The organism is Fictibacillus sp. NPDC058756 (genome assembly GCF_042746035.1).
GTDB lineage: Bacteria > Bacillota > Bacilli > Bacillales > Fictibacillaceae > Fictibacillus.
Window position 1 is genome coordinate 2,383,717 of record NZ_JBHYPU010000001.1, and the last position, 24,303, is coordinate 2,408,019.

Annotated in this window: 29 protein-coding genes and 1 pseudogene; 8 read left to right on the top strand and 22 right to left on the bottom strand. The window is 40.5% G+C overall.

Annotated features, from left to right (window positions below):
- Nucleotides 1–7: 7 nt before the first annotated feature.
- The 8 genes from ACFW35_RS11960 to ACFW35_RS11995 all read right to left on the bottom strand — a co-directional run bounded on the left by ACFW35_RS11960 (nucleotide 8) and on the right by ACFW35_RS11995 (nucleotide 8,552).
- Complete coding sequence (locus ACFW35_RS11960) at nucleotides 8–889, bottom strand: branched-chain amino acid ABC transporter permease (protein WP_379845956.1); 882 nt, start codon at nucleotides 887–889, stop codon at nucleotides 8–10.
- 12 nt (nucleotides 890–901) lie between these two features.
- Nucleotides 902–2,071 (bottom strand): ABC transporter substrate-binding protein, encoded by a 1,170-nt coding sequence (locus ACFW35_RS11965; RefSeq protein ID WP_379845958.1) that lies wholly within the window; start codon nucleotides 2,069–2,071, stop codon nucleotides 902–904.
- A gap of 92 nt (nucleotides 2,072–2,163) precedes the next feature.
- A complete protein-coding gene (hpaD, locus tag ACFW35_RS11970; protein WP_379847476.1) occupies nucleotides 2,164–3,147 on the bottom strand; it encodes a 3,4-dihydroxyphenylacetate 2,3-dioxygenase in 984 nt (327 codons plus the stop codon).
- A 13-nt stretch (nucleotides 3,148–3,160) separates the two neighbouring features.
- On the bottom strand, nucleotides 3,161–4,636 hold the full coding sequence (gene hpaB / locus ACFW35_RS11975; RefSeq protein WP_379845959.1) for a 4-hydroxyphenylacetate 3-monooxygenase, oxygenase component: 1,476 nt from the start codon (nucleotides 4,634–4,636) through the stop codon (nucleotides 3,161–3,163).
- Between the two features lie 12 nt (nucleotides 4,637–4,648).
- Complete coding sequence (gene hpaE, locus ACFW35_RS11980) at nucleotides 4,649–6,163, bottom strand: 5-carboxymethyl-2-hydroxymuconate semialdehyde dehydrogenase (RefSeq protein WP_379845961.1); 1,515 nt, start codon at nucleotides 6,161–6,163, stop codon at nucleotides 4,649–4,651.
- A complete protein-coding gene (locus ACFW35_RS11985) occupies nucleotides 6,147–6,938 on the bottom strand; it encodes a fumarylacetoacetate hydrolase family protein (RefSeq protein ID WP_379845962.1) in 792 nt (263 codons plus the stop codon). The genes hpaE and ACFW35_RS11985 overlap by 17 nt, the downstream gene beginning before the upstream one ends.
- Nucleotides 6,939–7,871: a 2,4-dihydroxyhept-2-ene-1,7-dioic acid aldolase gene (gene hpaI / locus ACFW35_RS11990; protein WP_379845964.1), complete on the bottom strand. Its 933-nt coding sequence runs from the start codon at nucleotides 7,869–7,871 to the stop codon at nucleotides 6,939–6,941.
- A gap of 3 nt (nucleotides 7,872–7,874) precedes the next feature.
- Nucleotides 7,875–8,552 carry a GntR family transcriptional regulator gene (locus ACFW35_RS11995; RefSeq protein WP_379845966.1) on the bottom strand — a complete coding sequence of 226 codons (678 nt, stop codon included), beginning with the start codon at nucleotides 8,550–8,552 and terminating at the stop codon, nucleotides 7,875–7,877.
- A gap of 212 nt (nucleotides 8,553–8,764) precedes the next feature.
- Between ACFW35_RS11995 and ACFW35_RS12000 the strand changes: the two genes are divergently transcribed.
- Both ACFW35_RS12000 and cspD read left to right on the top strand, forming a co-directional pair.
- Nucleotides 8,765–9,055, top strand: a complete 291-nt coding sequence (locus ACFW35_RS12000; protein ID WP_066288578.1) for a late competence development ComFB family protein — start codon at nucleotides 8,765–8,767, stop codon at nucleotides 9,053–9,055.
- 396 nt (nucleotides 9,056–9,451) lie between these two features.
- Nucleotides 9,452–9,652: a cold-shock protein CspD gene (gene cspD / locus ACFW35_RS12005; protein ID WP_066237152.1), complete on the top strand. Its 201-nt coding sequence runs from the start codon at nucleotides 9,452–9,454 to the stop codon at nucleotides 9,650–9,652.
- A gap of 294 nt (nucleotides 9,653–9,946) precedes the next feature.
- Here the strand turns inward: cspD and ACFW35_RS12010 are convergent, their stop codons facing one another.
- From ACFW35_RS12010 to ACFW35_RS12020, 3 genes are all read right to left on the bottom strand, one after another.
- Nucleotides 9,947–10,090 carry a hypothetical protein gene (locus ACFW35_RS12010; protein WP_171978841.1) on the bottom strand — a complete coding sequence of 48 codons (144 nt, stop codon included), beginning with the start codon at nucleotides 10,088–10,090 and terminating at the stop codon, nucleotides 9,947–9,949.
- Between the two features lie 77 nt (nucleotides 10,091–10,167).
- Entirely contained in the window at nucleotides 10,168–10,743 is a 576-nt protein-coding gene (locus tag ACFW35_RS12015; RefSeq protein ID WP_379845968.1) for an MEDS domain-containing protein, read from the bottom strand.
- 135 nt (nucleotides 10,744–10,878) lie between these two features.
- Complete coding sequence (locus ACFW35_RS12020; RefSeq protein ID WP_379845969.1) at nucleotides 10,879–11,742, bottom strand: hypothetical protein; 864 nt, start codon at nucleotides 11,740–11,742, stop codon at nucleotides 10,879–10,881.
- Nucleotides 11,743–11,876: 134 nt separating this feature from the next.
- On the opposite strand from ACFW35_RS12020, the gene ACFW35_RS12025 reads away from it, so the two are divergent.
- Nucleotides 11,877–13,352, top strand: a complete 1,476-nt coding sequence (locus tag ACFW35_RS12025) for a methyl-accepting chemotaxis protein (RefSeq protein ID WP_379845971.1) — start codon at nucleotides 11,877–11,879, stop codon at nucleotides 13,350–13,352.
- 58 nt (nucleotides 13,353–13,410) lie between these two features.
- Complete coding sequence (locus ACFW35_RS12030) at nucleotides 13,411–13,899, top strand: NUDIX domain-containing protein (protein WP_379845973.1); 489 nt, start codon at nucleotides 13,411–13,413, stop codon at nucleotides 13,897–13,899.
- Between the two features lie 23 nt (nucleotides 13,900–13,922).
- On the opposite strand, the gene ACFW35_RS12035 is transcribed toward ACFW35_RS12030, so the two are convergent.
- Both ACFW35_RS12035 and ACFW35_RS12040 read right to left on the bottom strand, forming a co-directional pair.
- Nucleotides 13,923–14,399 (bottom strand): hypothetical protein, encoded by a 477-nt coding sequence (locus tag ACFW35_RS12035; RefSeq protein ID WP_379845975.1) that lies wholly within the window; start codon nucleotides 14,397–14,399, stop codon nucleotides 13,923–13,925.
- 480 nt (nucleotides 14,400–14,879) lie between these two features.
- On the bottom strand, nucleotides 14,880–15,515 hold the full coding sequence (locus tag ACFW35_RS12040; protein ID WP_379847477.1) for a hypothetical protein: 636 nt from the start codon (nucleotides 15,513–15,515) through the stop codon (nucleotides 14,880–14,882).
- A 201-nt stretch (nucleotides 15,516–15,716) separates the two neighbouring features.
- Between ACFW35_RS12040 and ACFW35_RS12045 the strand changes: the two genes are divergently transcribed.
- Nucleotides 15,717–15,896, top strand: a complete 180-nt coding sequence (locus ACFW35_RS12045; protein ID WP_379845977.1) for a hypothetical protein — start codon at nucleotides 15,717–15,719, stop codon at nucleotides 15,894–15,896.
- A 164-nt stretch (nucleotides 15,897–16,060) separates the two neighbouring features.
- On the top strand, nucleotides 16,061–16,396 hold the full coding sequence (locus tag ACFW35_RS12050) for a toprim domain-containing protein (RefSeq protein WP_379845978.1): 336 nt from the start codon (nucleotides 16,061–16,063) through the stop codon (nucleotides 16,394–16,396).
- 102 nt (nucleotides 16,397–16,498) lie between these two features.
- Here the strand turns inward: ACFW35_RS12050 and ACFW35_RS12055 are convergent, their stop codons facing one another.
- From ACFW35_RS12055 to ACFW35_RS12065, 3 genes and pseudogenes are all read right to left on the bottom strand, one after another.
- Nucleotides 16,499–16,873 carry a VOC family protein gene (locus ACFW35_RS12055; RefSeq protein WP_379845980.1) on the bottom strand — a complete coding sequence of 125 codons (375 nt, stop codon included), beginning with the start codon at nucleotides 16,871–16,873 and terminating at the stop codon, nucleotides 16,499–16,501.
- Nucleotides 16,874–16,890: 17 nt separating this feature from the next.
- Complete coding sequence (locus ACFW35_RS12060) at nucleotides 16,891–18,114, bottom strand: MDR family MFS transporter (protein ID WP_379845982.1); 1,224 nt, start codon at nucleotides 18,112–18,114, stop codon at nucleotides 16,891–16,893.
- A 413-nt stretch (nucleotides 18,115–18,527) separates the two neighbouring features.
- Nucleotides 18,528–19,109 (bottom strand): annotated as a pseudogene (locus ACFW35_RS12065) (DsbA family oxidoreductase); the annotation flags it as partial.
- Nucleotides 19,110–19,387: 278 nt separating this feature from the next.
- Here ACFW35_RS12065 and ACFW35_RS12070 point away from each other — a divergent pair.
- Both ACFW35_RS12070 and ACFW35_RS12075 read left to right on the top strand, forming a co-directional pair.
- Nucleotides 19,388–20,038 (top strand): deoxynucleoside kinase, encoded by a 651-nt coding sequence (locus ACFW35_RS12070; RefSeq protein WP_379847479.1) that lies wholly within the window; start codon nucleotides 19,388–19,390, stop codon nucleotides 20,036–20,038.
- Between the two features lie 46 nt (nucleotides 20,039–20,084).
- On the top strand, nucleotides 20,085–20,303 hold the full coding sequence (locus tag ACFW35_RS12075) for a hypothetical protein (protein ID WP_379845984.1): 219 nt from the start codon (nucleotides 20,085–20,087) through the stop codon (nucleotides 20,301–20,303).
- Nucleotides 20,304–20,324: 21 nt separating this feature from the next.
- Here the strand turns inward: ACFW35_RS12075 and ACFW35_RS12080 are convergent, their stop codons facing one another.
- From ACFW35_RS12080 to ACFW35_RS12105, 6 genes are all read right to left on the bottom strand, one after another.
- Complete coding sequence (locus tag ACFW35_RS12080; protein ID WP_379845985.1) at nucleotides 20,325–20,675, bottom strand: hydrolase; 351 nt, start codon at nucleotides 20,673–20,675, stop codon at nucleotides 20,325–20,327.
- 57 nt (nucleotides 20,676–20,732) lie between these two features.
- Nucleotides 20,733–21,668, bottom strand: a complete 936-nt coding sequence (locus tag ACFW35_RS12085) for a magnesium transporter CorA family protein (protein ID WP_379845987.1) — start codon at nucleotides 21,666–21,668, stop codon at nucleotides 20,733–20,735.
- Nucleotides 21,616–21,753, bottom strand: a complete 138-nt coding sequence (locus ACFW35_RS12090; protein ID WP_379845989.1) for a hypothetical protein — start codon at nucleotides 21,751–21,753, stop codon at nucleotides 21,616–21,618. The genes ACFW35_RS12085 and ACFW35_RS12090 overlap by 53 nt, the downstream gene beginning before the upstream one ends.
- Nucleotides 21,754–21,779: 26 nt before the next feature.
- Nucleotides 21,780–22,154, bottom strand: a complete 375-nt coding sequence (locus tag ACFW35_RS12095) for a cupin domain-containing protein (RefSeq protein ID WP_379845990.1) — start codon at nucleotides 22,152–22,154, stop codon at nucleotides 21,780–21,782.
- 11 nt (nucleotides 22,155–22,165) lie between these two features.
- On the bottom strand, nucleotides 22,166–22,588 hold the full coding sequence (locus tag ACFW35_RS12100) for a DUF1992 domain-containing protein (RefSeq protein WP_379845992.1): 423 nt from the start codon (nucleotides 22,586–22,588) through the stop codon (nucleotides 22,166–22,168).
- 106 nt (nucleotides 22,589–22,694) lie between these two features.
- The gene (locus ACFW35_RS12105) at nucleotides 22,695–23,918 is read right to left on the bottom strand and encodes an MFS transporter (RefSeq protein ID WP_379847481.1); all 1,224 of its coding nucleotides are present in this window, start codon (nucleotides 23,916–23,918) and stop codon (nucleotides 22,695–22,697) included.
- Nucleotides 23,919–24,303 lie beyond the last annotated feature (385 nt).

The following is a 24,303-nucleotide window of genomic DNA, read 5'->3' on the forward strand; positions in this document are numbered from 1 at the left end:
CTCCCACCTATACTCTCTTGCCCGATTTTTTTGAGAAAAGTCCATTCGGCATAAAAAACAAGACAAGCAGCAATACTGCAAAGCTAACGGCATCTTTATACCCTGAAGATAGATAGCCCTCTGAGAATGCTTCTATTATTCCGATCAAGAATGCACCTAAAACAGCAGCTGGCGCGTTAGTCAGACCACCGATAACAGCCGCGATAAAAGCCTTCATCCCAAGCATTAATCCCATCTGGTAAGAAGCACCGGAAATAGGTGCAATGATGATTCCTGCCAATGCGCCGAGTCCCGCACTTAATGAAATAGAAAGAAAAGACATCTTTTCTGGCTTAATTCCCATCAACTGGGCTGCGAAACGGTTCATCACACATGCAGTTACAGCCTTACCTGTATAAGTCTTATTAAAGAAGTAATACATTCCGGCTAGCGCTGCTAATGAGATGCCCACTGCCCATAAGCTCTGAGGCAGAAGTACAGCCTCAAAAATCCTAATAGGAGAATTTCCTGAAAAAGGAGTAAGCGAATGAGGCTGGGTTCCCCATATGAAAATGGCTGCTCCACGAAATACAAAAGATACTCCGATTGTAATAATGATCAATGTTGCGACAGACGATTTTCTCGCAGGATAAATCGCTGCTCTTTCAAAGAACCCGCCAACCATCATAACAATTAGAATTGCCAATATTACGGCTAAATATAGAGGGAGACCTGCGCTTGATAGAGAGATAGTAAGGAGAGCACCAAGCATGGCAAACTCTCCTTGTGCAAAATTAAGGACACCCGTGATGTTATAGGTAATGACAAACCCGATAGCGATCAAGGCATAAATGCTCCCTATGGTAAGACCCGAAAACAAAAGCTGCATTAACTGACTTAACGATTCCACCTGTTGTTCCTCCTATTCGTTTATCACCCATCCGCCATCTTTGATTTTTACCATGACTAAACTATCTTTTGATAATCCGTTATGATCCTTTTCATTAATGTTGAATACACCTGAGATCCCTACGAATCCTCCAGTATCTTTTTCAAGTGCATCCCTTACTTTTTCAGGATCAGTTCCATTTGCTTTTTTGATCGCTTCTAGCAAAAGATAAAAAGCATCCCAGGAATGTCCGCCAAACGTGCTTGGAGGCGCGTTAAATTCAGCTTCATAATCTTTTTGATAGGTTAATAGCTTCTCTTTTTGTTTATCATCATCACTCAGCTGATCTGCTACAAGAAGTCTGCCAATCGGAAAGATAATTCCTTCTGCCTCCGCTCCAGCTAATTCTATAAACTGTTTTGTACCAATTCCATGGCTGTTAATGATGGGAACATCAATTCCGATCTGACGAATATTTTTGGTAATAACAGCAGATTCTTGGGCTGTACCCCAGACGACTACAGCCTGTGGTTTTTCCTTTTTCACCCGTGTAAGCATAGCCTTAGCATCGGTAACTGTCGCCTCAAATTCTTCTTCAACAACAGCTTCTATTCCATATTCTTTTGCCATCGCTGCAAATTCCGTATGCCCGCTCGTTCCATATGCATTGGCGACGTTCAGCCAGGCAATTTTCGTTAACCCTTCATCTTTTAGATACTGCAAAACCTTCGGTATTACTACATCATCTCCCTGGGCTGTCTTAAAGACCCATTTTCTTGATGACTTATCATCCGGGTTGTGGATTTGTTTGCTGGCTGCAAGTGAGATAAACGGGATTTCAGACTTTTCTGCCAGAGGAATCATAGCTAAGGTGTTCCCGCTGATCGTACCTCCGATCACAGCATGGACTTTTTCTTGTTCAATGAGCTTTTTCATCGATAACACAGCTTCATTCTGATCCGATTTATCATCATAGGAAATAAGTTTTATCTTTTTGCCGTCGATACCGCCATCCTCATTTACCTTATCTACCAGCATTTTCACCGTATCCATCTCACCTTTTCCAAGAGGTGCTGCTGGTCCTGATGCCGAGAAGATTCCTCCGATAATTATCTCATCTCCTTCACCTGAAGAACTGTCACTGCAAGCAGAAATCGTGAACAAAACCAGAGCCATCACAAATAACCAAACCCATTTTTTCATTTTCTGATACCCCTCTCATTTATATATGAATAAAAAAGCCGCCTCGAATCTGTTTTGCTAGTCTTCGAGGCAGCTTTCATCAACACGTTATATCAAGTCACAAAGTCCGGCTTGCGCTGCGCGAGTGTCGGGCTTTTTTGTTTAACTGGCTCACCCGTTTCGAAATCTAAAAATGAGGTTGCCTCGTTAAACCAGCTGTCAGGTGCTTTATGTCCCCAGAACGTCTGCCTTCTAGGATCGTTAATATCCCACTTTACCGGCTTAAAGTCAGGATCACTTGTTAAATAATCTCCGTTGTACAATTCGATGCGGTTTCCATCAGGGTCACGGATATACAGGAAAAAAGCGTTCGATAATCCATGACGTCCTGGTCCGCGCTCAATGTTATCAGCATATCCCATACTCGCCATCACATCACAGCAGTGGATAAGGCTCATCGGGTCAGACAGCCAAAAGCCCACATGATGAAGACGAGGCCCTTCACCATTCATGAATGCTACGTCATGGACGGTTGGTTTTCGGTGAAGCCATGCAGCCCAAGTCCTGTCATCTTCAGTTGCTGTGTATTCTGAAACTCGAAATCCGAGTTCATCCGTATAGAATGCAACTGCAGCCTCCACATCAGGAACCATACAGTTGATATGATCGATGCGCTGAACACGAGCACCGCGGTATAAATCATATTTTTGAATGCAGCGCTCAGCCCCTTCCATTTCGACAAAAAACTCGAGAGGAATGCCTGAAGGGTCTTCTACACACAGTGTTTTGCCGATACCAACCGACTTATCAGCTTCTTTCCAGAGTACTTTTGCCCTTTTTCCTTTAAAGAAGGACTCTAAAGCTTTCAAGTGACCATCTTCCCACACTTTGTAGCTCACGGCATGCACGCCTGGCTGTTCGGCTTTTTTCAAAAGAAGGCTATGATGACAATGCTCTTCTAATCCCCTTAAAGCCATCCATTCTGAAGTTGATGCCGTTTCAATGAACCCTAGAGCGTTTACATAAAAATCACGGGAAGCGTTGAGATCAGTCACGTTCATGACAACTCGCGCGATACGTATAATGTTAAAATCCAACATCTGCACCTCCTTATACACTCGTATAATTATGACTTGAGGATTTCACACGGTTCAAAAAGTCCTTTACCATTGCCTTATATGGCTCTTTGTTGAACTGGTCATAATAAATATTCGACATACGCGCCGGATCCCCAAAGAAATAATATTCATATAGTGCTTGGCGTCCGCCGAACGTGCTGATTGAAATATCCCATGCTAACCGGAATAGTTGAGTTCGCTCATATCCATCAATGTTTGCACCTTGTGTATAGCGGTGAACCAGTTCGCCGATGTCATCAGCATTGAAGTCTGCTTCAGTTGGTATCCCCATTAAGCCAGATGCACCAAGAATTTTCACGATCTCCACAATGCGCTGATACATCTTCGGATACCAGTTACGCGCTGCGTTTAATGGAGCAAAGTCAGGTGTCATATTGCCGTACTTATCAATCGAAGCATTGTGTTCTGCACGATATAAGTGAGAACGCATTGTCTCTAAGATCAGCATCACTTCAGACGCTTTTTCTTTAACATGCGGGAACACATCGATTCCAATGGATTCCATCATGTTCAGAATTACACCAAGGACAAACTCAGTTTTAACTGTATTCTTCGCTATTACTTGATGAGCCATATGAACTATCGCATTTGTCTCTACATAAGTGCGATTGCAAATGTCAGAGTTGCCGCTGACAAAAACACGCTCCCATGGAACAAGAACATTATCAAATACAACAATTGCGTCACTCTCTTCAAAACGAGAGCTTAGCGGATGATCCCACTGGCTTCTGCCTTGGTCAAAGGATTCACGGCATAAGAACTTCAATCCCTCCGTATTGTTCGGGATCGCAAAAGCCATTGCGTATGGATCATCATCAGATGACGCCTTGTTTAACGTTGAAGGGAAAACGACTATCTCATCGGTTACTCCGCCAAGTGTAGCAAGTAATCGAGCGCCTTTTACAACGATCCCATCTTTGTTCTTTTCTACAATTCGTGCGGATAGGTATGGATCTTTTTGTTCAGCTTGCTTTTTAGAACGGTTCGTTTGCGGGTGAATCAGCGTATGTGTTAAACTGATGTCATTTTCCCTGCAATAGACATAATACTTTCTAGCGTTTTCGGCGAACATTGGATCATCTTGAGCAAAGAAACTTCCTGATGTACCGAATGCCATCACACTTGTATTCAAGTAATCAGGCGTACGTCCCATCATACCGCCTGTATAGCCCGCCCACTCCGAAATCATCTCACGGCGGCGGATCAGATCTTCCACCGTTTTTGGTGCGATAAACGAAAGCCCTACGTGATCGCCTGTTGTCTCAGAGGTATATAACATCTTGTCTGCTTTTTCATGCTGGAGGTCATACAGGTTGGCAATGGATCTCACAATATTTCGGAATGCTGGATGAGAAGGTACATCATCTACTTTTTTACCATGAATCCAAACGTTATTTTTTGCCTTCTTGATTCCTTGAATATATTGTTCCCCCGTACGTGCAGGCAAAGAAATCCCTCCCTAGTGTTTTGCTTCCGTCTGAAGCGATTGTTTTTTCTTTCCGAACTGCTGAATGTGATGGTCAGCGAGTGCAACATGCACGACCTTCATTTCCGTGTAGAACTCAAACGCATAATGCCCGCCTTCTCGGCCGATTCCGGAGTTTTTAGAGCCTCCGAACGGAATGCGAAGATCACGGACGTTTTGCGAATTCACCCACAGCATGCCTGCTTCAACAGAGTTTGCCACGCGCAGTCCTTTTTTCATATCGTTCGTCCATACGTAACCCGCAAGACCATATTTAATATCATTTGCGTATTCGATAACTTCCTCTTCATTTTTGAAAGTCATTACTGATAACACGGGGCCAAAAATTTCTTCTTGAGCCACCGTCATATCATTCTTCACATTTAATAAAAGAGTAGGAGCTATAAAGTTTCCTTTTTTGTGAGATTCAGAGAGAGGCTGGCTGTAAACCTCCGCTCCTTCATCCACTGCAATCTGAAGATAGCGTTTCACATTTTCATAGTGCTCTTTATGAATTAACGGTCCCACTTCTGTATCAGGATCTGACGGGTCACCTACGATGATGTTGTCAACTCTCTCTTTCAGCTTGGCAACGAATTCATCTTTAATAGACTCCTGCACAAACAAACGGGAATTAGCGGTGCATCTCTCACCGTTAAAAGAGAAGATTCCCCACACACAAGCATCCATTGCGCGTTCCATGTCACAATCATCAAATACGATAATAGGAGATTTGCCTCCTAGCTCCATAGAGAAGCGTTTCAATGAATCCGCTCCGTTTTTCATAATCTCTGAACCTGTTTTCGTCTCCCCTGTAAAAGAGATAAGCTGCACATCCGGATGCGCAACGAGCGATGCCCCTGCTGTTTCTCCAAAACCGTGTACCACGTTAAAGACACCTGGAGGGATGCCTGCTTCGTCTACTAGTTCTGCTAATTTGTTCGCTGTGAGCGGTGACCACTCCGCCGGTTTTAAGATAACCGTGTTACCCGTTGCAAGAGCAGGCGCAATCTTCCATGTTTCAAGCATGAAAGGCGCATTCCATGGGGTGATCAATCCAGCTACACCAACAGGTTTTTGTATCGTATAATTCATGAACTCATCATCCACATGATACGCTTCTCCAGACATTCGGTTTTTTACCATCTCCGCATAAAATCTGAAGTTATCCGCCGCGCGTCCAACCATCTTTCTCGTCTGTGCGATAGGCAGACCTGTATCGTATGATTCAAGCAATGCGATCTCTTCAATGTCCCGATCGATCAGTTCAGCAATCTTATAAATAAATTGAAGACGCTTCTCCTGTTTCATCCTACCCCAAGGTACTTGCTTGAAAGCTTCTTTTGCGGCTTTTGCTGCCAGGTTGATGTCTTCCTTTGTCCCTTCACTGACCGTATTAATTTTTTCATTCGTGAAAGGATTTAAGTTTACAAAGAATTCACCGGTATGGCCTGAAACGAACTGACCGTTAATATAATGACGGATCATCTCGTTAACTTCTGGCTTCATTTTCCTTCCCTCCCGTTGGCACCTTTTGGGTACGGCCATCCATTATCGTGTTCTCTAATACGCCAAGATAGTCGATTTCCAGTCTCACAACATCTCCAGGGTGAACGTGTGAAATTCCTTTTGGTGTTCCTGTCCAGATTACATCGTTCGGCTCAAGCGTCATAAACGAAGACACGAACTCGATGATCTCAGGAATTGAATACATTAGGTCTTTCGTATTTCCCTGCTGTCTTAATTCACCGTTCACATACGTGCGCAATTCAATGTTCGTAACGTCTGGAATATCTGCAGCATCCACATAATAAGGACCCATCGGACCAAACGTATCATGTCCTTTTGCACGTACTGGCGGACGGTACCAATTGTTCACAAAATCACGGACTGTTACATCATTAGCGATCGTGTAACCGCTTACAAAATCCATCGCGTTTTCAGCTTTAATGTTTCTACCTTCTTTTCCGATCACAACCGCAAGTTCGTTTTCATAGTGCATATATGTCGCACCGTCTGGAAAGAACACTTGCCCTTTATGTCCGACAAGAGAAGAGTTCGGCTTAATAAATAGAACGGGTTCAGCTGGCTTCTCAAGACCCAGTTCATCCGCATGGTCAGCATAGTTAAGTGCAAGACCAATCATCTTGTTTGGCTGCAACGGAGGAAGCCATGTTTCAATATCCTTTATGTTTGCCGTTTTACCTGATGAGAATGTAATCACATCATCCGACACTGTCCCTTTTTGTTCTCTTCCTTCATATATCACTCGCGCATGTTTCATTTATGCTTCACTCCCTATTTTTTCTACTAATCCATAATCAGCTAGTACAGATCTGATTTCATTTTGCAAGGATTCTGCCGGCAGGTCCATCGGCATTCTTAACGTCGGATTAATTTTCCCCATCATCCCAAGTGCGGCTTTTAAAGGTGCTGGGTTGGTGTCTTTAAATAGAACATCATTCAGCGGCATTAGATCGTAATGAAGCTTGAGTGCCTCTTCCACATTTCCAGCTTCCCATGCATTATATACTTCAGCTACTTTAGACGGAAGAACGTTTGCTGTTGCAGATATGTATCCGGCTCCTCCTATTGCAAGCATCGGATAGCAAAGGAGTTCGATTCCTGAATATAGCAAAAAGTCACGTCCGCAGTTTAATAGCACACGATTGATGTGTTCAAAATCTTTGTTTGATTCTTTTACACCGATAATGTTCGGACAGTCTTCGTTAAGTCTAGCAAGTGTTTTCACTTCAAGGTTTACCGCTGTTCGGCCAGGAATGTTGTAAATGATAAGCGGAATATCTACACTGTCTGCGATTGTTTTAAAGTGTTTGTAAAGGGCATGCTGTGAAGGCTTATTGTAGTATGGGACGATGACCATAGCAGCATCTGCACCCATTTCTTGTGCGAGTTTTGTAAGATGAAGTGATTCTAGGTGGTTCGTAGAGCCTGTTCCAGGAACGATCGGTACACGTTTGTTTACAGCCTTTATTGCTGTTTCCATCACTTGCTCACGCTCTTTCAGCGTTAGTGAAGAAGGCTCTCCTGTTGTTCCTGTTACCGAAATACCGTGACTTCCCGACTTGATATGCCAATCTATTAAACTTTTAAGCGTGTCGAGATCAAGTGATTCATCATCGTGGAACGGTGTGATGATAGGCGCAATAGATCCACGAAGTGTTTTTTTGGCTTCTTCTACATTCATTCTTTTCATCTCCTAGAAATTGATCGTTTTTGACTGACTCAATTTTTCCTCAAGAAAAGCTTTTAGCGTATTCATTTTGTGATTGCGTGTAAAAGACTCAATTTTCTCTGGATCTTCTCTCTTTTCAATCATTTCAATTAGCAGGTAATGTTCAGCAATGGATCGTTTCATTCTGGAAGGTTTCATTGTGATACCGCTCTTTCGGACTGTACCAAGTCTCTCCCATGTTGAATGAATTTGTTCCATTAAAAACTGGTTTGAGCAATATTTGTAGGTAAGTTTGTGGAATTCTTTGTTGTAGTTGGAGAAAAGAGAAAAATCAAGTGAATCAAGTGCATCTTCCATTAACTTGGTGTACGCTCTTAGTTCGTAGAGTTTTTCGTGAGGAAAGGATTTAGACGATTCTGCTGTTGCAAAACCTTCTAGTACGGCTAGTACAGACAATGTCTCTAAATATGCTTCTTCATCAAAGGGGGTAACAATCGCTCCTGAATAGGGTTTGAAAGAAATAAGGGAGTCAGCTTCGAGCAGCCTGATCGCTTCACGAACAGGAATGGCACTCGTTTGAAGCTCCCTTGCCAGCTGATCAATTACGAGCTTGTGGCCAGGCGGATATCTTCCATCTAAGATGCGGGAACGGATGACTTGGTAAGCATATTGCTGCTTGTTGGGTTTTTGTTGAGTATTCATAATCTTATGTTAATCTTAAATCATATATGATTTCAAGTTTATTTTCAGAAAAATCATATATTATTGTCAATTTAGTAAGATAGTAATGTTTTCGGGATATATTTAAAAATGTACTAGTCATAAGGTCATGTTAAAGACTTTAGAAGTTTACACTTATAGTAAGAATAAGCTATTCTATTCATATAGATTGTGTATAAAGGGGTAACTAACCCATGAATGTGAAAAATGCAATGGAAATACTAGTAGATGAAGCATTACGGAATTATTGGGGACAACTACAGCTTCCTTGTAAATGTGAGATTTGTAAAGCAGATGTTTTTGCCATTACACTCAACAATTTACCTCCCCGCTATGTATCAAATGAAGATGGCTATGCATACGTAAAAGCACAAAACTTTGATGACCAATCACGAGTAAATATTCTGAACCAGATCGTTAAGGCAACAGGCATCGTAGCAACGCGTCCTTCACATGACTTAAAACCATCCTCCTCCCAAGAGTAGAAGATGGTTTTTTCTTTAGTTTTTAATTAATATATTTTTGCAAACTTTGTTGGTCTTGAAAGAGTTGATTTCCGCTCCAGGATGCTCGTTTTCCTCGGGGTGTGCGGTGAGTCTCCTAGCGCTCTGCGCTGTCAGGAGTCTCACACCTTGCTCTCCAATCAACTTCTCGAAGGAGAGAATCGAACAAAACCCTTCTTTAAGAACAATCTTTTAGAGAAGAGCCTTTAAATGCACGTGTCTCTTTATTCCTATTTTTCAGAATAGTTCCTTGCGGGACAAGCAGCTTTGTGATATATTTGTGACAACCATTCCGGACTGGATTACATCTTAATTAAGAGTTTGAAAGTTGTTTGGTAATTACGGCACAAATGTGCAAACGTTCTAGGAGGCATTCACATGCAAACAGGTAAAGTAAAATGGTTTAACGCAGAAAAAGGTTTTGGTTTCATCGAAGTTGAAGGTGGAGACGATGTATTCGTACACTTTTCTGCTATTCAATCTGAAGGATTCAAATCACTTGACGAAGGTCAAGAAGTAGAATTCGAAATCGTTGACGGAGCTCGCGGACCACAAGCAGCTAACGTAACTAAAAAATAAGTTTAAACTTATATATGAAACCGGCATACTGTTGCCGGTTTTTTTCTTTGGTAATTTTTTCAACCCTTTTGCTATTAAATGCGGTTGATTTCCGCTCCAGGATGCTCGCTTTCCGCGGGGTGTGCGGTGAGCCACCTAACGCTCTGCGCTGTTAGGAGTCTCACCTGTCCCACTCATCCCGCTGGAGTCTCGCACCTTGCACTCCAATCAACTGACAGAGAAGACAAACATTAAAAGCAACCAATTAAAAAAGAACCAAAACATAAAAAGAAGAGGCTCCTTGGATCAGGACCTCTACTCTTTAAATCCAATTTTTGATTTGTAGTTTTCGATCTTACCCAGTATGTCTACCTTATCTTCCTGTGAAAATATACCGAGTTTATGCAGGATCAATGTATATTGCTGCAGTTTAAATAAAGAACTTTCTTTGTACCACATGGCATTCACCTATCTTTCCTTAAGGAAACTTTTTTATCCTTTGCAAATATTATATGCCATATGCTACTTTAATGATTCTAAATCTCGATTACATTTTCCATGTCATAATAATCTGAGTAATCCACTCCATCGTCATTCAGTATGAATTTGTGCGTCCGAAGCAGGGATAATTTAAGTGATTCAGGCATGCCTTCTTCTTCATATGCACACATTATGGTCAAGCCCAAGTCAGCTGAAAGTTTATCAACTACTTTTTCAAGTTCTTGAACTATAGCTAGGGGTCCCTCTATCGTGCTCCATTCTACATGTGTCCAGGTGCGTATGGACTTGTTCTGATCCAATAAAGGCTTGTACATTTTTTCAATATGACCAAGAATTGCTGGAGGGTGATAGCTCCCAGTAGAAAAATAAAAATCGAAATTATTTACAATATGAACTTTCTCTATTTCATTATCAGTCAAATGAATCTTCAACTCATTTATTACAAAAGGTAAATACTTTTCATTTTCAATCAGAATAATAGATTGTTCTTTTGCAACCCCATCCATTATGTAATGGACTACCGTTTTCATGTAATTATCCATACTTTTAAAAGCATAAAGCAAATGTGCACTATTATTATCTAGTAAAAGTTCATCTATTTTAGTTTTCAAGAGTTTACCCTCCCCATTCTTTATTTTTTTAATGTTTATATCATTTAAATTCTTTATCTTTTATAAAATCCCTTTATCTGAGGGGTTAGCAGATACAAATAAAAAAAGCGCTCATTAGGAACGCTTTTGTTTCAATTACTTCATTTTCAAGGTAGAAAGCATTGCCCAAATCGCTTGCTCCCACTCAGCTGTCTTTTTATGCTCAGGAAGGTTAATTGTGTATTTTACTTTATCTCCGCTCTCGAGTTCCTGGATGACGATAAATTTCTTAAAGGAATCTTTTGACGCTGTAATAAAGAGTTCAGTAGATTCAAATGCCGGACCGGCCGTTTCGACTCCGTTTACCTCTTTTACTTCCCCAACAGCCTCAAGCTCATCATGCGCCCATTTTTTAAGGTCTTCGATAGATGCATCTTCTGAGAGAGGTTCTATTCTGACGAACGTTTCTGCGAACTCTGTAGCAAACATTACGTCTTTTCGCGGTTCTTCAGCAGTAAACTCAAAATCCTCTATTTTATAAAAGTAGTAATCTTGTTCACTCTCTGTTAGAGCAGCTTCCTTCTCAATCGGGTTCCCATTGACAGTATATTTAAGAGTTTGTGAGGCAGCCGGTTCACCTGTTCCAGATTCAGCAGCTATAATCTTTTCGAGAATCCATTGATCATTCTCGTTTTTCTTGTAAACGATCGAAACTTTTGACCCATCTTCTAAATTTGCAACAGTGTCTCGCACTTCATCAGACAATCGGAGGACAAGTGTATCACCCGATGCTTCTACTTCAATAGAATTATTATCGATCTGTCCGATATAAGTACCTTCCTCTTCAATAGATGCGGCTGGTTCTGCGGCTGGTTCTTCCTTTTGATCTTCAGCTTGTGCCGGTTCTGCTGATTGTTTAATTGCTTCTTTTTTCTCTGTATCCTTAGCGTCACCGCTGCACGCCGATAATAATACCGCAAGTGCAAGAATAGATCTCTTCATCCAAGTCTTTGCTGTCATGACTCATCACCTCATTAATTTAGACGAAACTTATAAAAAAATTGTTACATACTGGTAATTACACCTTTAAAACTTAATAATATATGTCGATATAAAGGCAGTACTTATACATTCTAAAACGGAGATGAAAAATTTTGAATCCATCATTTGCCTCAAATTTACAAACCAACAAGCTTGTAACGAAAATGTTATGGGGAATGTTCTTTCTTGGACTCGGAAGTACATATGCGAGTACAAAAACCATTAACAGTGTTATGTTTTATGGTTTATCAGGATTAGTAATTCTTCTCTCGCTCACAGTTTGGACTTACCGAAAATGGGCGCCGCATGCTGTTCAATATTACGTGGTTTTCGGCATGACGGCCTTAACGGTTATCATGGCACACTCGAATCCGAAAATCTCCACTTACTTGATGACTTATGTATCTCTTGCTGTAATCACGCTATACCATAATTACATTTCTATCTTACTATCGGGTGTAAGCGGAGTATTGTTAACCAATTTTTTCTTTTTTCAATATAAAGAATCCATGTTTGCTGGACAAGATCCTAAAATCATCATTTCATTAAATGTGTTTCTTATTGTAATTACGGGTGCACTGGTTGCTCAAGCCAAAATGGGGCAGCGTATGCAGGAAAATATTCGAAAAGCTGAAAAGCAGGCCGAAAATGATAAGATCAAGCTTGAACATCTATTAGCGAAGGTAAAAGAAGCAACTGAAAATCTGCACATCTTCAGTCAGTCTGTAAGAGAAAACGTTACAAGAACCGGTGAGATCTCAAGCAACATCACTTACGCTTTTACCGAAGTGGCTAAAGGAGTTGAGTCCCAGGCAGTTAGTGTCGGCGGGATGAACGACTCTGTCACAAACACAAATGATGTTGCAAAAGGACTTTATCAGCACTCAAGCGACATGAAAAAATTATCTGAAGAAACAGCTCAAGTAACTAAGGCAGGAGAAAGCCAAGTTTCGGAGCTATCAGCTAAGATGGAAGAAGTCAGCGAACTAATGCGCCAAACCAACTCATTAATGCACGAACTAAACCAACAAAGTGAATCAATTGAAGGGATTCTGACAACGATTGAAGAAATCTCTTCTCAGACAAACCTGCTTGCACTGAACGCAGCCATTGAAGCCGCACGTGCTGGTGAACAGGGACGCGGTTTTGCAGTGGTGGCTGATGAAGTTCGCAGGCTGGCGGAAGACTCACAAAACTCTACTAAACAAATCGCCAGCATCCTCGGTGAAATCCGCAACAAAGCAAAACAGGCTGCACAATTTGTTGACGGCTCACAAGGTGTTGTCACCTCAAGTCTTGAAGCAACCCAGAAAACAGCCGACAACTTCGGGCGTATTCTAATAAATACAGATCAAGTAGCGGCACAATCTTTCCAAGTGCAAACATTGATCAATCAGCTTTATGAATCAACAGGTTACATCGTAGGTGAGATCCAATCCGTTTCTGGTACTGCAGAAACATCAAGCGGTGCTGTTGAAGAAGTACTTGCAAGTGTAGAAGAGCAGCACAGATGTGTGGAAGAAGTAGTTGAGAGTTTCAACAAATTTGAAGCGTTAACGGCCGAATTGAATGAACTTGTAAAAGAATAAATTTACGGAAATGCCTTTTCATATAAAAGTGAAAAGGTTTTTTTTTAAGGAGATTATCATGCACACACATAGGGGTATTTATTGCATCTGCACAAATAACAATGGTCACCTGCTCACTGTGGAAAAAAACGGCGGCCCGTATAAAAACCGCCTTGACCTTCCTGGCGGGACACCTGAAAGTGGTGAAACAGAAATCGAAACCGTTGTGCGGGAGGTGTTAGAAGAAACCGGCTATAAGGTACTGACAGCAGATAAAGCAGGCGAAAGGTCTTATGAACTTCCGTGGAATTATAAACAATGGACACACTCTCAGCATACGGCTGTCTATTATTTATGTACGGTCGATGAATCGAATAAGATTGGTCTAGCAGATATTCCGGATCAAGATTCTAAGGGTGCTTTATGGAAAGACGCTGAATCATTGAAAGAAGATTGGTGTTCTCCTCTTGTTAGTGATGCAAAACACTACCTTTTAGAAAAAAAGATACCGGCTGAAAGAAAGTCTTATCGTACATGGGAAGTTCTGCAGCTGCCAAAGTACAAATAAAAAAACCGCCAAAGGCGGCTTTTTTAATAGCAATAAAATGAACTGATCTGGCGTGTGTCCATTCCGAAGTATACCCAGCGGCGTCCGTTCCAGCGGAAGCCTGCAACAGAACGTCTGCCTACGAATGTAAGCCATGCCCAGAAACCTGGTCCCCAAGACGGCCAAATGTAAACGTAACGAAACAGACAATATCTGAGTGTCACTGGATCAACTGCGTAAGCACCATACTGGCCGCCCCCGCCGCCCCCACCTTGTAAGCTGTAAGCCTGGGATTGTGAAGGTGTAAAACCTGGTGGTGGTGATGTTGGCGCCATTCCCCCGCCCCCACCGCTTGGAGGTCCGCCTTTTCCGCCTGGCCCTTTACCGCCTGGTCCACCTAGAGGAGGTCCCGGTGGTCCGAATCCCTGACCGCTGCCTGGAGGTCCAAACCCTTGGCCCCCGCCTTGTCCTCCGCCTTGACCCGGAAAGAAAGGAAAATATCTTTGCGTCAAAATATTCATCTCCTGTATATATTGTTTGTACTCGATTTAGTTTATTCATCTATTAACCCCAGCGTATAGACAAGTATCCCGTAATTCCAAATAAATAGGATTGCTGTTCTATTGTTTAGGGTATATTACATGAAACACCTATGTTTTTTAAGGAGGCTGATCTAATGGGACGCATTAGTAAAGGTATAAAAGGAATGGCGGTTGCCTATTTAATTAAGCAAGGAAAAAAGAGATTGCTGCCAATTATTAAACGAAAACTTAAAAGCAGATAATGAAATGACCCATATTCACTGGGTCTTTTTTTATGAGGTTGTTTGCGATAAGTTTAGTGATTACATATCGATATTTATCGAGGATTGCAGACTCGTGGATAAGTGGTCAAAACTAGTGGATAAAACGCTAAAATTTTTGGACTCATGCCCTAATCTCGTAGGGATTTTATTTGGAGTGATTTCATTTTACGGCACCATAACTCCATTCTAGTCTCTTTCACTCGTGGTTCTCTCTATATTCTCTCATTTCATCCCTTAAGAATCTTAACTCAAATTCTACCATTGATTCTGCGAGCTCATTTTGGAACGATTGATAGAAGTTTTGGTCGTTTTCCAGCAATAAATTCTTAATTTTTGATTGATTGCCATCTCTTACTAGTTGATCTATCGCATAATAGCTTTGGCGATATGGAAGATGCGGAGAATTTCTGCGATTTTCATTTGCCCATTCACTAACACTTTGAATTCTTTTAAAAGGAATGAAATGAAGCGGCATAAACCTGGGGGTCTTTTCTATACTTGCAAATCCAACATACTCAGCTATTCCTTCTTCAAACCATCGAGGCAAATGCCCGTTAACAAGACCCCTTTGTCCCAGATAGCTTACAATCCAATGATGGGTATACTCATGAGCGGTTAGTTCTAGAAAAGGTTCATAATCCCTCTCCATTTTCTTAGTAACTAAAAGATGTATCGTTTCCTCTGTCGGAACATACATGCCATGTAAATTTTCATAGGAATGAACGGGTAATTGCTTTTGAAAATTCTCCGGATTTCGATATAGAATGACTGTAACCGGAACTGGTTGATGGACATCAATCAACTTTTCATTCATTGTGATCACTTTTCGGATATGCTTATGGCGAGGTTTGCGAAGTGCTCATCTCCCGGTCTATAGAATACAACCGCCTCTTTTGATGATTTTACGCTGAGCTTTTTAAGGAAACCAATTCTCTTAAATAAGAATTGATTATCATAAAAAAGTGATTTCGTATAAAATTGATTTTTGGCTCGTGCAGGTAAATCTTGAGTTAAAGTATGATGAAGGAAAAAATTGAATGAAGAAAAAAGAACAGAGGATAAAACAACGGTTATAACGATGCATAAAAAGCTGATTCTTTCAGCTTTTGATTTAGTGAACCTCTTTGCCAGAAAAAATTTAATACTTGAAACGATCAAGATCACACCTAGCAATAATCCAAGTAATTTATCCGTCAGAAGAAACAAACCATAAAGCAATAATACCAAACATAAGCAGTAACAAAATGTTTTCGTGATGAGATAAAGCCTGTTCAAAATGTATAATCCCCTTTTTTATGAGTAATTTTCTAGAAGTTGTACTATTATCAATATGCACTCCATAAAATCATAGTGAATCCAAGTTTTACAGGAGGCGCTATGACCCGATACATTGTTGAAGGCAAAAGTGATCAACTGAGAGTACAAAGTGTCGATCCACATGCTCATTTCGTTATATTGAATGGCATTTCATTTCGTCATAAAGAAAGAAGAGCGATTGAAGAGGCATTGATTATATGTAACGAGGTATACGTTTTAACAGATCCTGATGAACCTGGAGACAAAATCGCGCAAAAGATTATGGAGGCTTATCCAGAAATAAAACGTATTCCCATCGATCCTAAAAAAGCTAGAAATGTAAGAGAACGACGCTACAGGTACGGAGTCGAATACTGTTCTAATCAATATTTAAAGGAAACACTTCCTAGTATTTAAACTGAAGAATTCTCTCTGCTCGAATACCTTCCTTCTAAAACTCAATAACCTTTACAAAAAATTAAAAAAGAGACTGCAGAGAAATTCTCCGCAGCCTCCATTTTATTTTCTTTCAAAGAATTCAAGCGACTCTTCATCAGGGCCGTAAAAGAAAAAGTATTTTCCGTTTGGCAGTTCTGTGATTTCTTTGTCTTTAAGCTGAACCCCTTTTTCTTTTAAGATCTCGAACTTTTCTTCGATGTTCGTGACAGAGAAAGCAAGATGGTGAACTTTCCCCTCATTCGTTACTTCTCCCGGATAACCAGATATCAGTTCAACAAGCACCTTTTCTTCTAATCCTAAAAAAGCAAGTTCCACTGGGTGGCTTGTATGATCAAAACGGTCCAGTAGCTTTAATCCTAAAATTTCCGTATAAAACGAAAGCGATTTTTCCATGTTCGTTACCATAATTCCCGTATGTTCAATACCTGTAATCATGTAGGTAAACTCCTCTCTTAAGTTGAAACAGAATGTTCAGCTGCTAAGTTCTTTCGAATTGCTTCCCCATATTGAAAAAATGGCAGAGACAATAATGAGATTAGCGTCAAGCTCCCAAATACATAGAACCCATGTTCAAAACCGAACGCACCTAAAAAGAGCCCGCCAATCCATGGTCCTGCACTGAATCCTATCGAGCGAAATGACATTGCTCCAAAATATGTACCTCTCATATGGTCTGGAGCCAGGTCGTCTAATAATACGTCACTCATTACGAAAACGATTATTTCTCCAACAGTTAGAAACACCATGCTTATTACGAGGAAAATCCAGTTCGTTGATAATCCGAATCCAAGTAAAGCAAGACTAAAGGCAATGCTTCCAAAGCGAAGTGCGTTCATCGGTTGAAACCGTTTAACATAGTTCGTAACTGGAAACTGTAAAATTAGCACTGTTACGGCATTTGTAACCACAAGATAAGCAAAAAGCTTCACACCATTCTCAAATTGCGGGGCATTCCCTATATATTGCGCAAGTGTTGTATCCATTTGTGACTGTGCCATCATCACTATTGTGTTTCCTATTAGAAAAAATGCCAAGACTCTATCTTTTGACAGGACAGTCAGTGCAGATTTGATGGAGAACTTTCTTTCTTCACCGGCTTTTAGTTCTGCTGAATAACCTTTTAGCGTAACGATAATTAAGAGTCCGTATACCAGATACGCAGCAGCAGTAATATAGAATGCACCAGTTGAAGAACTTGTTCCAAGGTGAGTCCCAGCAACTGGTCCAATTGCCGCTCCTACATTGATTGCAAAATAGCGGGCATTGAAAACGCGAAGTCGATTTTCCTTCGTAGTAACATCTGCAAGCAATGCTCTTGAAATCGGTTCAAACCATGATCGGCAGAGGCCGTTTAACATATTCAGTATAAAGAAGTGCCAGACATGTTCGGCAATCGCAAACCCTGAAAAAACAGCACTCCATGTTAAAATAGCAGCTGTCATAACAGGAAGCCTTCCAACTCGGTCAGAGAGATAACCTCCAAAGAAACCCCCGAATGTTCCTGTAAGTGCACTCACACCGATAATCAATCCTACCATAGCAGGTTCTATTCCTTTTTCGCTGTACAAGTAAATCGCTAAAAATGGCATTGTCATAAAAAATGCAGCTCTAGTAAAAAGAGTTCCCGTTACTATAACGATGACAGCTGGATGCCATTTTGCAAAAAATCCGTTCATCTCCATTCCTTCTCTCATCTTTTCTGTTTAATAACTTTATCACTTTTTTAAAAAAGATAGAAAAGAAAATTTACATTTTTTGAAACTTTCTTTTATTTGATTCGTCTGATATAGGTGTACCCCCCTTTCCCGGAAAAGAGCCCTCCCCTTACATGGGCTTTTTTCTTTTTGTTTTTTCTGTGATGAAAAGCTGATTCGAGCGGAAGATGCAAGACTCACACCTTCTCTTTAGTCCGTCAACGCGACTTTGTCACAAAGTGATAACGTTTATCAAAAAAATCACATATTCCTCATAATTTTTATGAGACTTGCTATATTATAGACATCCCTATCAACAACCCCCTTTTTTCATTGTTAAGAACGAGAAAGAGCGCAAAGAAGGACATCCTTCTAAGCGCTCTTTTTTCTGTTCTTTAATCACATTCGTCGCCTTCACAAAATTCCATTTTCTCGTCCCGGATCGCTCCTCTCAGAGCACGTTCAATGTTTGCCTGCGGGTGCAGCCCTTTTAATATTCTGTCACCTATGAACATAGTTGGAACAGCTGTAATCTGCACCTCTTCAAACGCTTGCCGCAAGTATTTTTCTCTCTCGCTGCTGAATTCACGGGAAGCAAGTGCCTGCTCAAACGATTCTCCATCGAGTCCAACCTCTTCAGCGATGCTGCGAAGTACACCAATCTGTCCAATGTCTTTATCTTCTTGATAGAAACTGGTGAAAACACGATGTGCATATTCTTTCTCTTTATTATGCCTTTTTGAAAACAGAAGTCCTTCATGTGCCAAATGTGTATGAGGCTGAGGTGAAACTTCGGGCAGAATCATTTTCACTCCCATTTTTTGTGCAAGCGGAAGGACAGATTCCTGCCATGCACGCTGAATGTAATTTCCTTCAGGCTTTAACGTTTCCTCTGGATAGGGGCGCAATTCAAATGGCATCCATTCCACTTCAACATCTTTATCCTTTGTTGCTTTTAGTAGCGGAGCCTCCGCTAAAAAACAATATGGTCAAACGAAATCTGAATAAACTCTGATTTTAATAGTCATATCCTTTATCTCCTCTCATTGCTTTTTATATCTTGTATATAAACTTTATGCGTAATTCCCCATATTCCGACAAACACCCTCTGTTCACCTTTTATATTCCGTGATATATTTAGAAGGGCTTACAAGCCATACATACCATATATTGATTTACATACATATGCACCACTCTTCGCTATAACATCAATGTGTTTTAGCATTTCATTTTAGGAGGATATACCGTGATTTTAATGGCAGGTATGATCGGAACGGGCAAATCTACGTATGCTGAATTTCTGAGCGAACAGCTAGGCAGCGAGATTTTTTACGAAAGCGTCGTTGATAATCCTATTTTACCCGATTATTACAAAAACCCGAAGCGATGGGCTTTCCCGCTTCAGATTTATTTTCTGAACACACGTTTTAAAACGATTCGCCAAGCTAGAACTAGTCCAGATAACGTACTCGACCGCAGTTTATATGAAGACTTGATTTTCGCTGAACTGAATTTTGATTCCGGCAATATGACTCAGCTTGAATTTGATACGTATAAAGATCTGCTCGAAACGATGATGAACGAAATTGACAAAACACCAAAGTCCCGTCAGGATCTTCTCATTTATTTAGACAGTGATCTGGATACCGTTTTAAACCGAATTAAACAAAGAGGCCGCTCTTATGAACAGATTGAAGAGAATCCCGAACTTCTAGCTTATTACAAAACTCTTCATGGAAAATATAAGGACTGGATCAAAGCATACGATAAGACACCTGTTTTGATAATCGAAAGTGATCAATACAATATCTTTGACAAAAATGATCAGGACAAAATTATGACACTTGTTATTAATGAGCTTCAGCGTCTTGATTCTCTTGAGCATCAAATGCATGAAACACACTAAATTCACAAACACTATATGGACAATCAAGCTTTAAGGAGTGAACATTTTGTTTACACTATTCTTTATTTTATTAGCTGTCCTTGTAGCTGCTGCTGGATTATGGTGGACAATGAAAGTTGCAAAGAAACAAAAAGTTTATACAGAGGATGAAGTAAATCCTGCAGTTTCAAGACATACGGCATTGTTAAATCCTGTTTTTATTGCATTGGGAGGATTTTCAATAGCGGTGATCCTCATCATTTATATCGCGTTTTTCGTTTATTAACCAAAAGAAAAGGCCAAGAGATTAATGAGTCTCTGGCCTTTTTTCTATGTCTTCAGGTTTTTCCGGATTCCAGAAGCTCATCGTTTCAATAAACCGTCTTGTTTCGTCTTGACCGAGATCATGAATAATTCGGTAAGCTTCTCTTAATTTTTGATCATAACGATCGTTATCTGGATCATTAGAATAAGGAACATAAGGTACATGTGATCTTACAAAAGTATCTGATGCGGCGCTGTCTACTTCTTGAAACTTTTTCTCGAGTTTCCGCACATCCTCATCTGAAGCTGATATCTCAAACTGAAAAGTTGACGCTGTTTTTATCGGCAAAATTTCTCCGCTCTCAACGTTCACATAATAAGGTCTTTTCTCCAAGGGTGACGTCCTCCTTTTTTATTTATTTTTCGCCACATGCCGATTTTTATGTAACGTTTACCACCATCTTTTTTTCTTAAAATAACCCATAATCATTACAGCTAAAGCAAAACAAAACGTTAATACATAGAAATAGCCGTAACGCCATTTCAGTTCAGGAATATATTCAAAGTTCATTCCATATAAACCTGCTATAAATGTTAGGGGTACAAAGACTGCACTCACAAGGGTTAGAGTCTTCATTATGCGGTTCATGTGATCCGATTTTAATGACATCTGAAGATCTAGAACACCCTTTAAATTCTCTTTAAAACTGTCAAATGCGGTTGTCACTCTTGAGAAAGCAGAGAGTAAATCCTTAAAATAAAAGCCTGACTCCTCATTGGCATATTCAAAATCATCATGTCCCATCTTTTGTATGACACTCTCTTCAGCTTCCACGTATTGTCTTAACTTGTGCAACCGGGTTTTCCAGCGATAAACTTTATGACCGATCTCACGTTTTAACGGATCAACAAACACACTTTTTTCGAGCTCTAAAAATTCATTTGAAAGCTGATCCACTACTTCTAAATAAGAATTCACGATATCCTTCATGAAATAATAAAGCATATAGCTGACGTGCTGCATATGCTCCGGATTTTCTTTAAAGTCCTTTACGAGCGCTTCTCTAAACGGTATCTTTCGTTCAGACAGGACTATCAAATATTGTTCCCCAATTAAAAGGTTGATCCTGATTGGTTCAAGGCTTTCCATTTCTAAATAAAAGGTAGAAACAACAGCGTGTTTTGCATACACGTTAATACTCGGATGTTCTGAAAAGCTGGTAAATGCAGAAGCTGCAAGATGATGAAGTTCAACTTTTTCGAGAATAGAGTCTTTTTGCATTTCTTCAGGAGAATCATAAAATATCCAAATTGTTTCATCCTGATCAGGAACTTCAAAATGCTTCAGCCGGATAGTTTCGTTCGTGGTTTTCTTGTATTTCAGCATCACATCTGCTCCAGTCCGTTTTTTCAGTAGCTTTCCCTTTGAATCGAATCTTAATAGCCGTAAGAATGTTTACGAAATCAGCCATAGAAAAAGACCCTATAGCAATAAATACTAAAGGGTCACATGACTGATGCTTTTCACTTTTTTAACGACGACACGATCACCTTGTGCAGGAGGCTGGGAGGTTACGAGAAACTCAGCAGGTACTTCGCTTTCGTTACGTACTTGATGAGGTGTGCCTGCAGGGATTTCTATTCCTTGATGAGCACTCAGCACGCATTCTTCTCCATCTTTTTCGATTACAATTTCACCATTTAAAATAAAGAAAAATTGACGAGAGAACACATGGTAATGTCTAACCTCTGCTGTTTGCGGAGGCATTTTTTCATGGATGATACTAAGATCATCCTGTTTGAGGAGATGCCATCCGTCACAGGCATTTCCCCATTGATAATGTTCAGCATTTAACGTGCTTATTTTAGACATACATCCTCCAATTACTTCTTCAAAACGTCCTCCAGATTCACTTTCATCCGCTGTGCAGTTGGCGGACAAGTTAAGTTATGCTGAAACACTTTTTGGTTAATGGACTCAACTGTTTTTTTGATGTTATATTCTACCGTGTACGATTTAAGCTCTTCTTTTAATACGTCTATCTCTTTGCCAAGTTTCACCCAATTCGGCAAAACATTATTATCTTTCATTACTTTGTGCAAGCGTTTTTCAGGATTGTAAACGAGATCTTCATCAATATTAAGCGGTTTACCCATGCCTTCCAGATTGTCAAAAGCCCCATCCTTTCGGGCACGGTTCACGATTGCCGTGATATGGTCTTCATAATACCAGGCGTTTGTCTGCTCGTCCTTCATTAGAATTTCGCGCTTCTGCAGTTCCTTTTCATATGACGGTTTTTTATTCATCGGAAAAACCTCCAGGAATAAATTTACTTCTACTATATATTTTATGTAAACTTATCCATTTGCCTTGCGAAAGTTATGTCAGATTAGTAGCGGAATTGTGAAAAAATTACGAACTCTTTTCATTACCTTTAAAATTTCTTATGAAAGGAAGTGAGAATACGAGTAAAGCAACTACCATCTCCAAAGAACCTCCCCACACAAATACATCTGCTGCTCCTATCTTTTCAATGAGAAGTCCCGCGGTTCCTGCTGCAATGGGTTCAGAAATCCCCATAATAATTACCATGATTCCTATCACCCTCCCGAACAGCTTTGGCGGAATTAAAGCATGATTTACGCTTGGAGCGATAACATTAACGGCTGCTTCAAGAAAACCGACCATAGCAAGCAAAAACAGAAGAACAGCCAGCTCTTTTGAAAAGAAACCGATTAGGAATATGCTTGCACCCTGCAGGAAACAAGTTAATAACGTCATGTAAGGCTTTGGTTTATGAATCACAAATAAAGAGAAAATTACTGCAGCCACAACACTTCCAACCGCAAGTGACGTATGAGCCCATCCGTACCCTTTAATTCCAAAATCTAAATCCTTCATTAAAAAAGGAAGACTTACCATGACAGCACCCACCGCTGCATTTGCAAAAAAGGCGAACACTGCCATTGCGGCAAGAACAGGCGCACCTATGAAGAACGAAAATCCCTCTTTAATCCCTGCAAAAAAGGAAGTCGTTTTTTCTTCTGACTCCTCGTCATAAACTCTAATAAAAATAAATAAGCCCGCAGCTGTGAAGAATGCAACACCATTTAACAAGAACGCCATTTTAGCTCCGTACATTGCATAAAGCAGTGCACCAAGAGCTGGACCGACAACACTTGCAGCCTGACCAGCCATCATTAGAAGGCTCATTGACTGTGTGTAATGCTTTTCCGGGACAAGCCGGGTCCTGAAGGTTATGCCTGCAGGCTCACTTACAGCATCAATCAATCCGAAGAGTACACCTGTTATATAATAGAAATAAATGGAAGGATCGCCTGCTGCAATGACACCAAACAGGAGCAGCAAAATACTTCCTCTTCCAATGGCAGATCCAATCAGCAGTCTTTTTACTGAGAAGCGGTCTACTATTGCTCCCCCAAACAGAACAAACGAGAATTTCGTCAGCGTAACAAGCAGTATGTACGTACCAACTATAACAGGTGAACCAGAAATCTGAACGAGCAGCCACATTAATGTGATCATAAAAATGCTGTCGCCCATAGCTGTTAAGATCGAACTAAACCAAAAATATGAAAAACTTCTATTCCGAAAAATCTCCCCTGAAAGCTTCATCACAATTAATCTCCTGACCTTTTTTCTATCTAAACTCATTATAGGAAAATTCAGACAGGAAAACGATCATTGATTTAATATTTTTCATTTATTAGGAATACAAAAAAATAAAGGCTGTTATCGTAAACATTGTTGCATTTGAATGTGATTCATTTCCGCTCTTTGTGGCTCGCTTTCCGCAGGGCGTGCGGTGAGCCCACTCCGTACTGCGTACATCGAGTGGTCTCACCTGCCCCGCTCGTCCTGCAGGACAAGGAAATCTTCGACAGCGATACATCGCACGAAGAAAATGTGATTTTTCATTTTCAAGGAGTCTCGCCCTTCCGCTCCAATGAACTATTCAATGAAGAACTTTAAAATTCCCTCACCTGCAAAATTTTAGAAA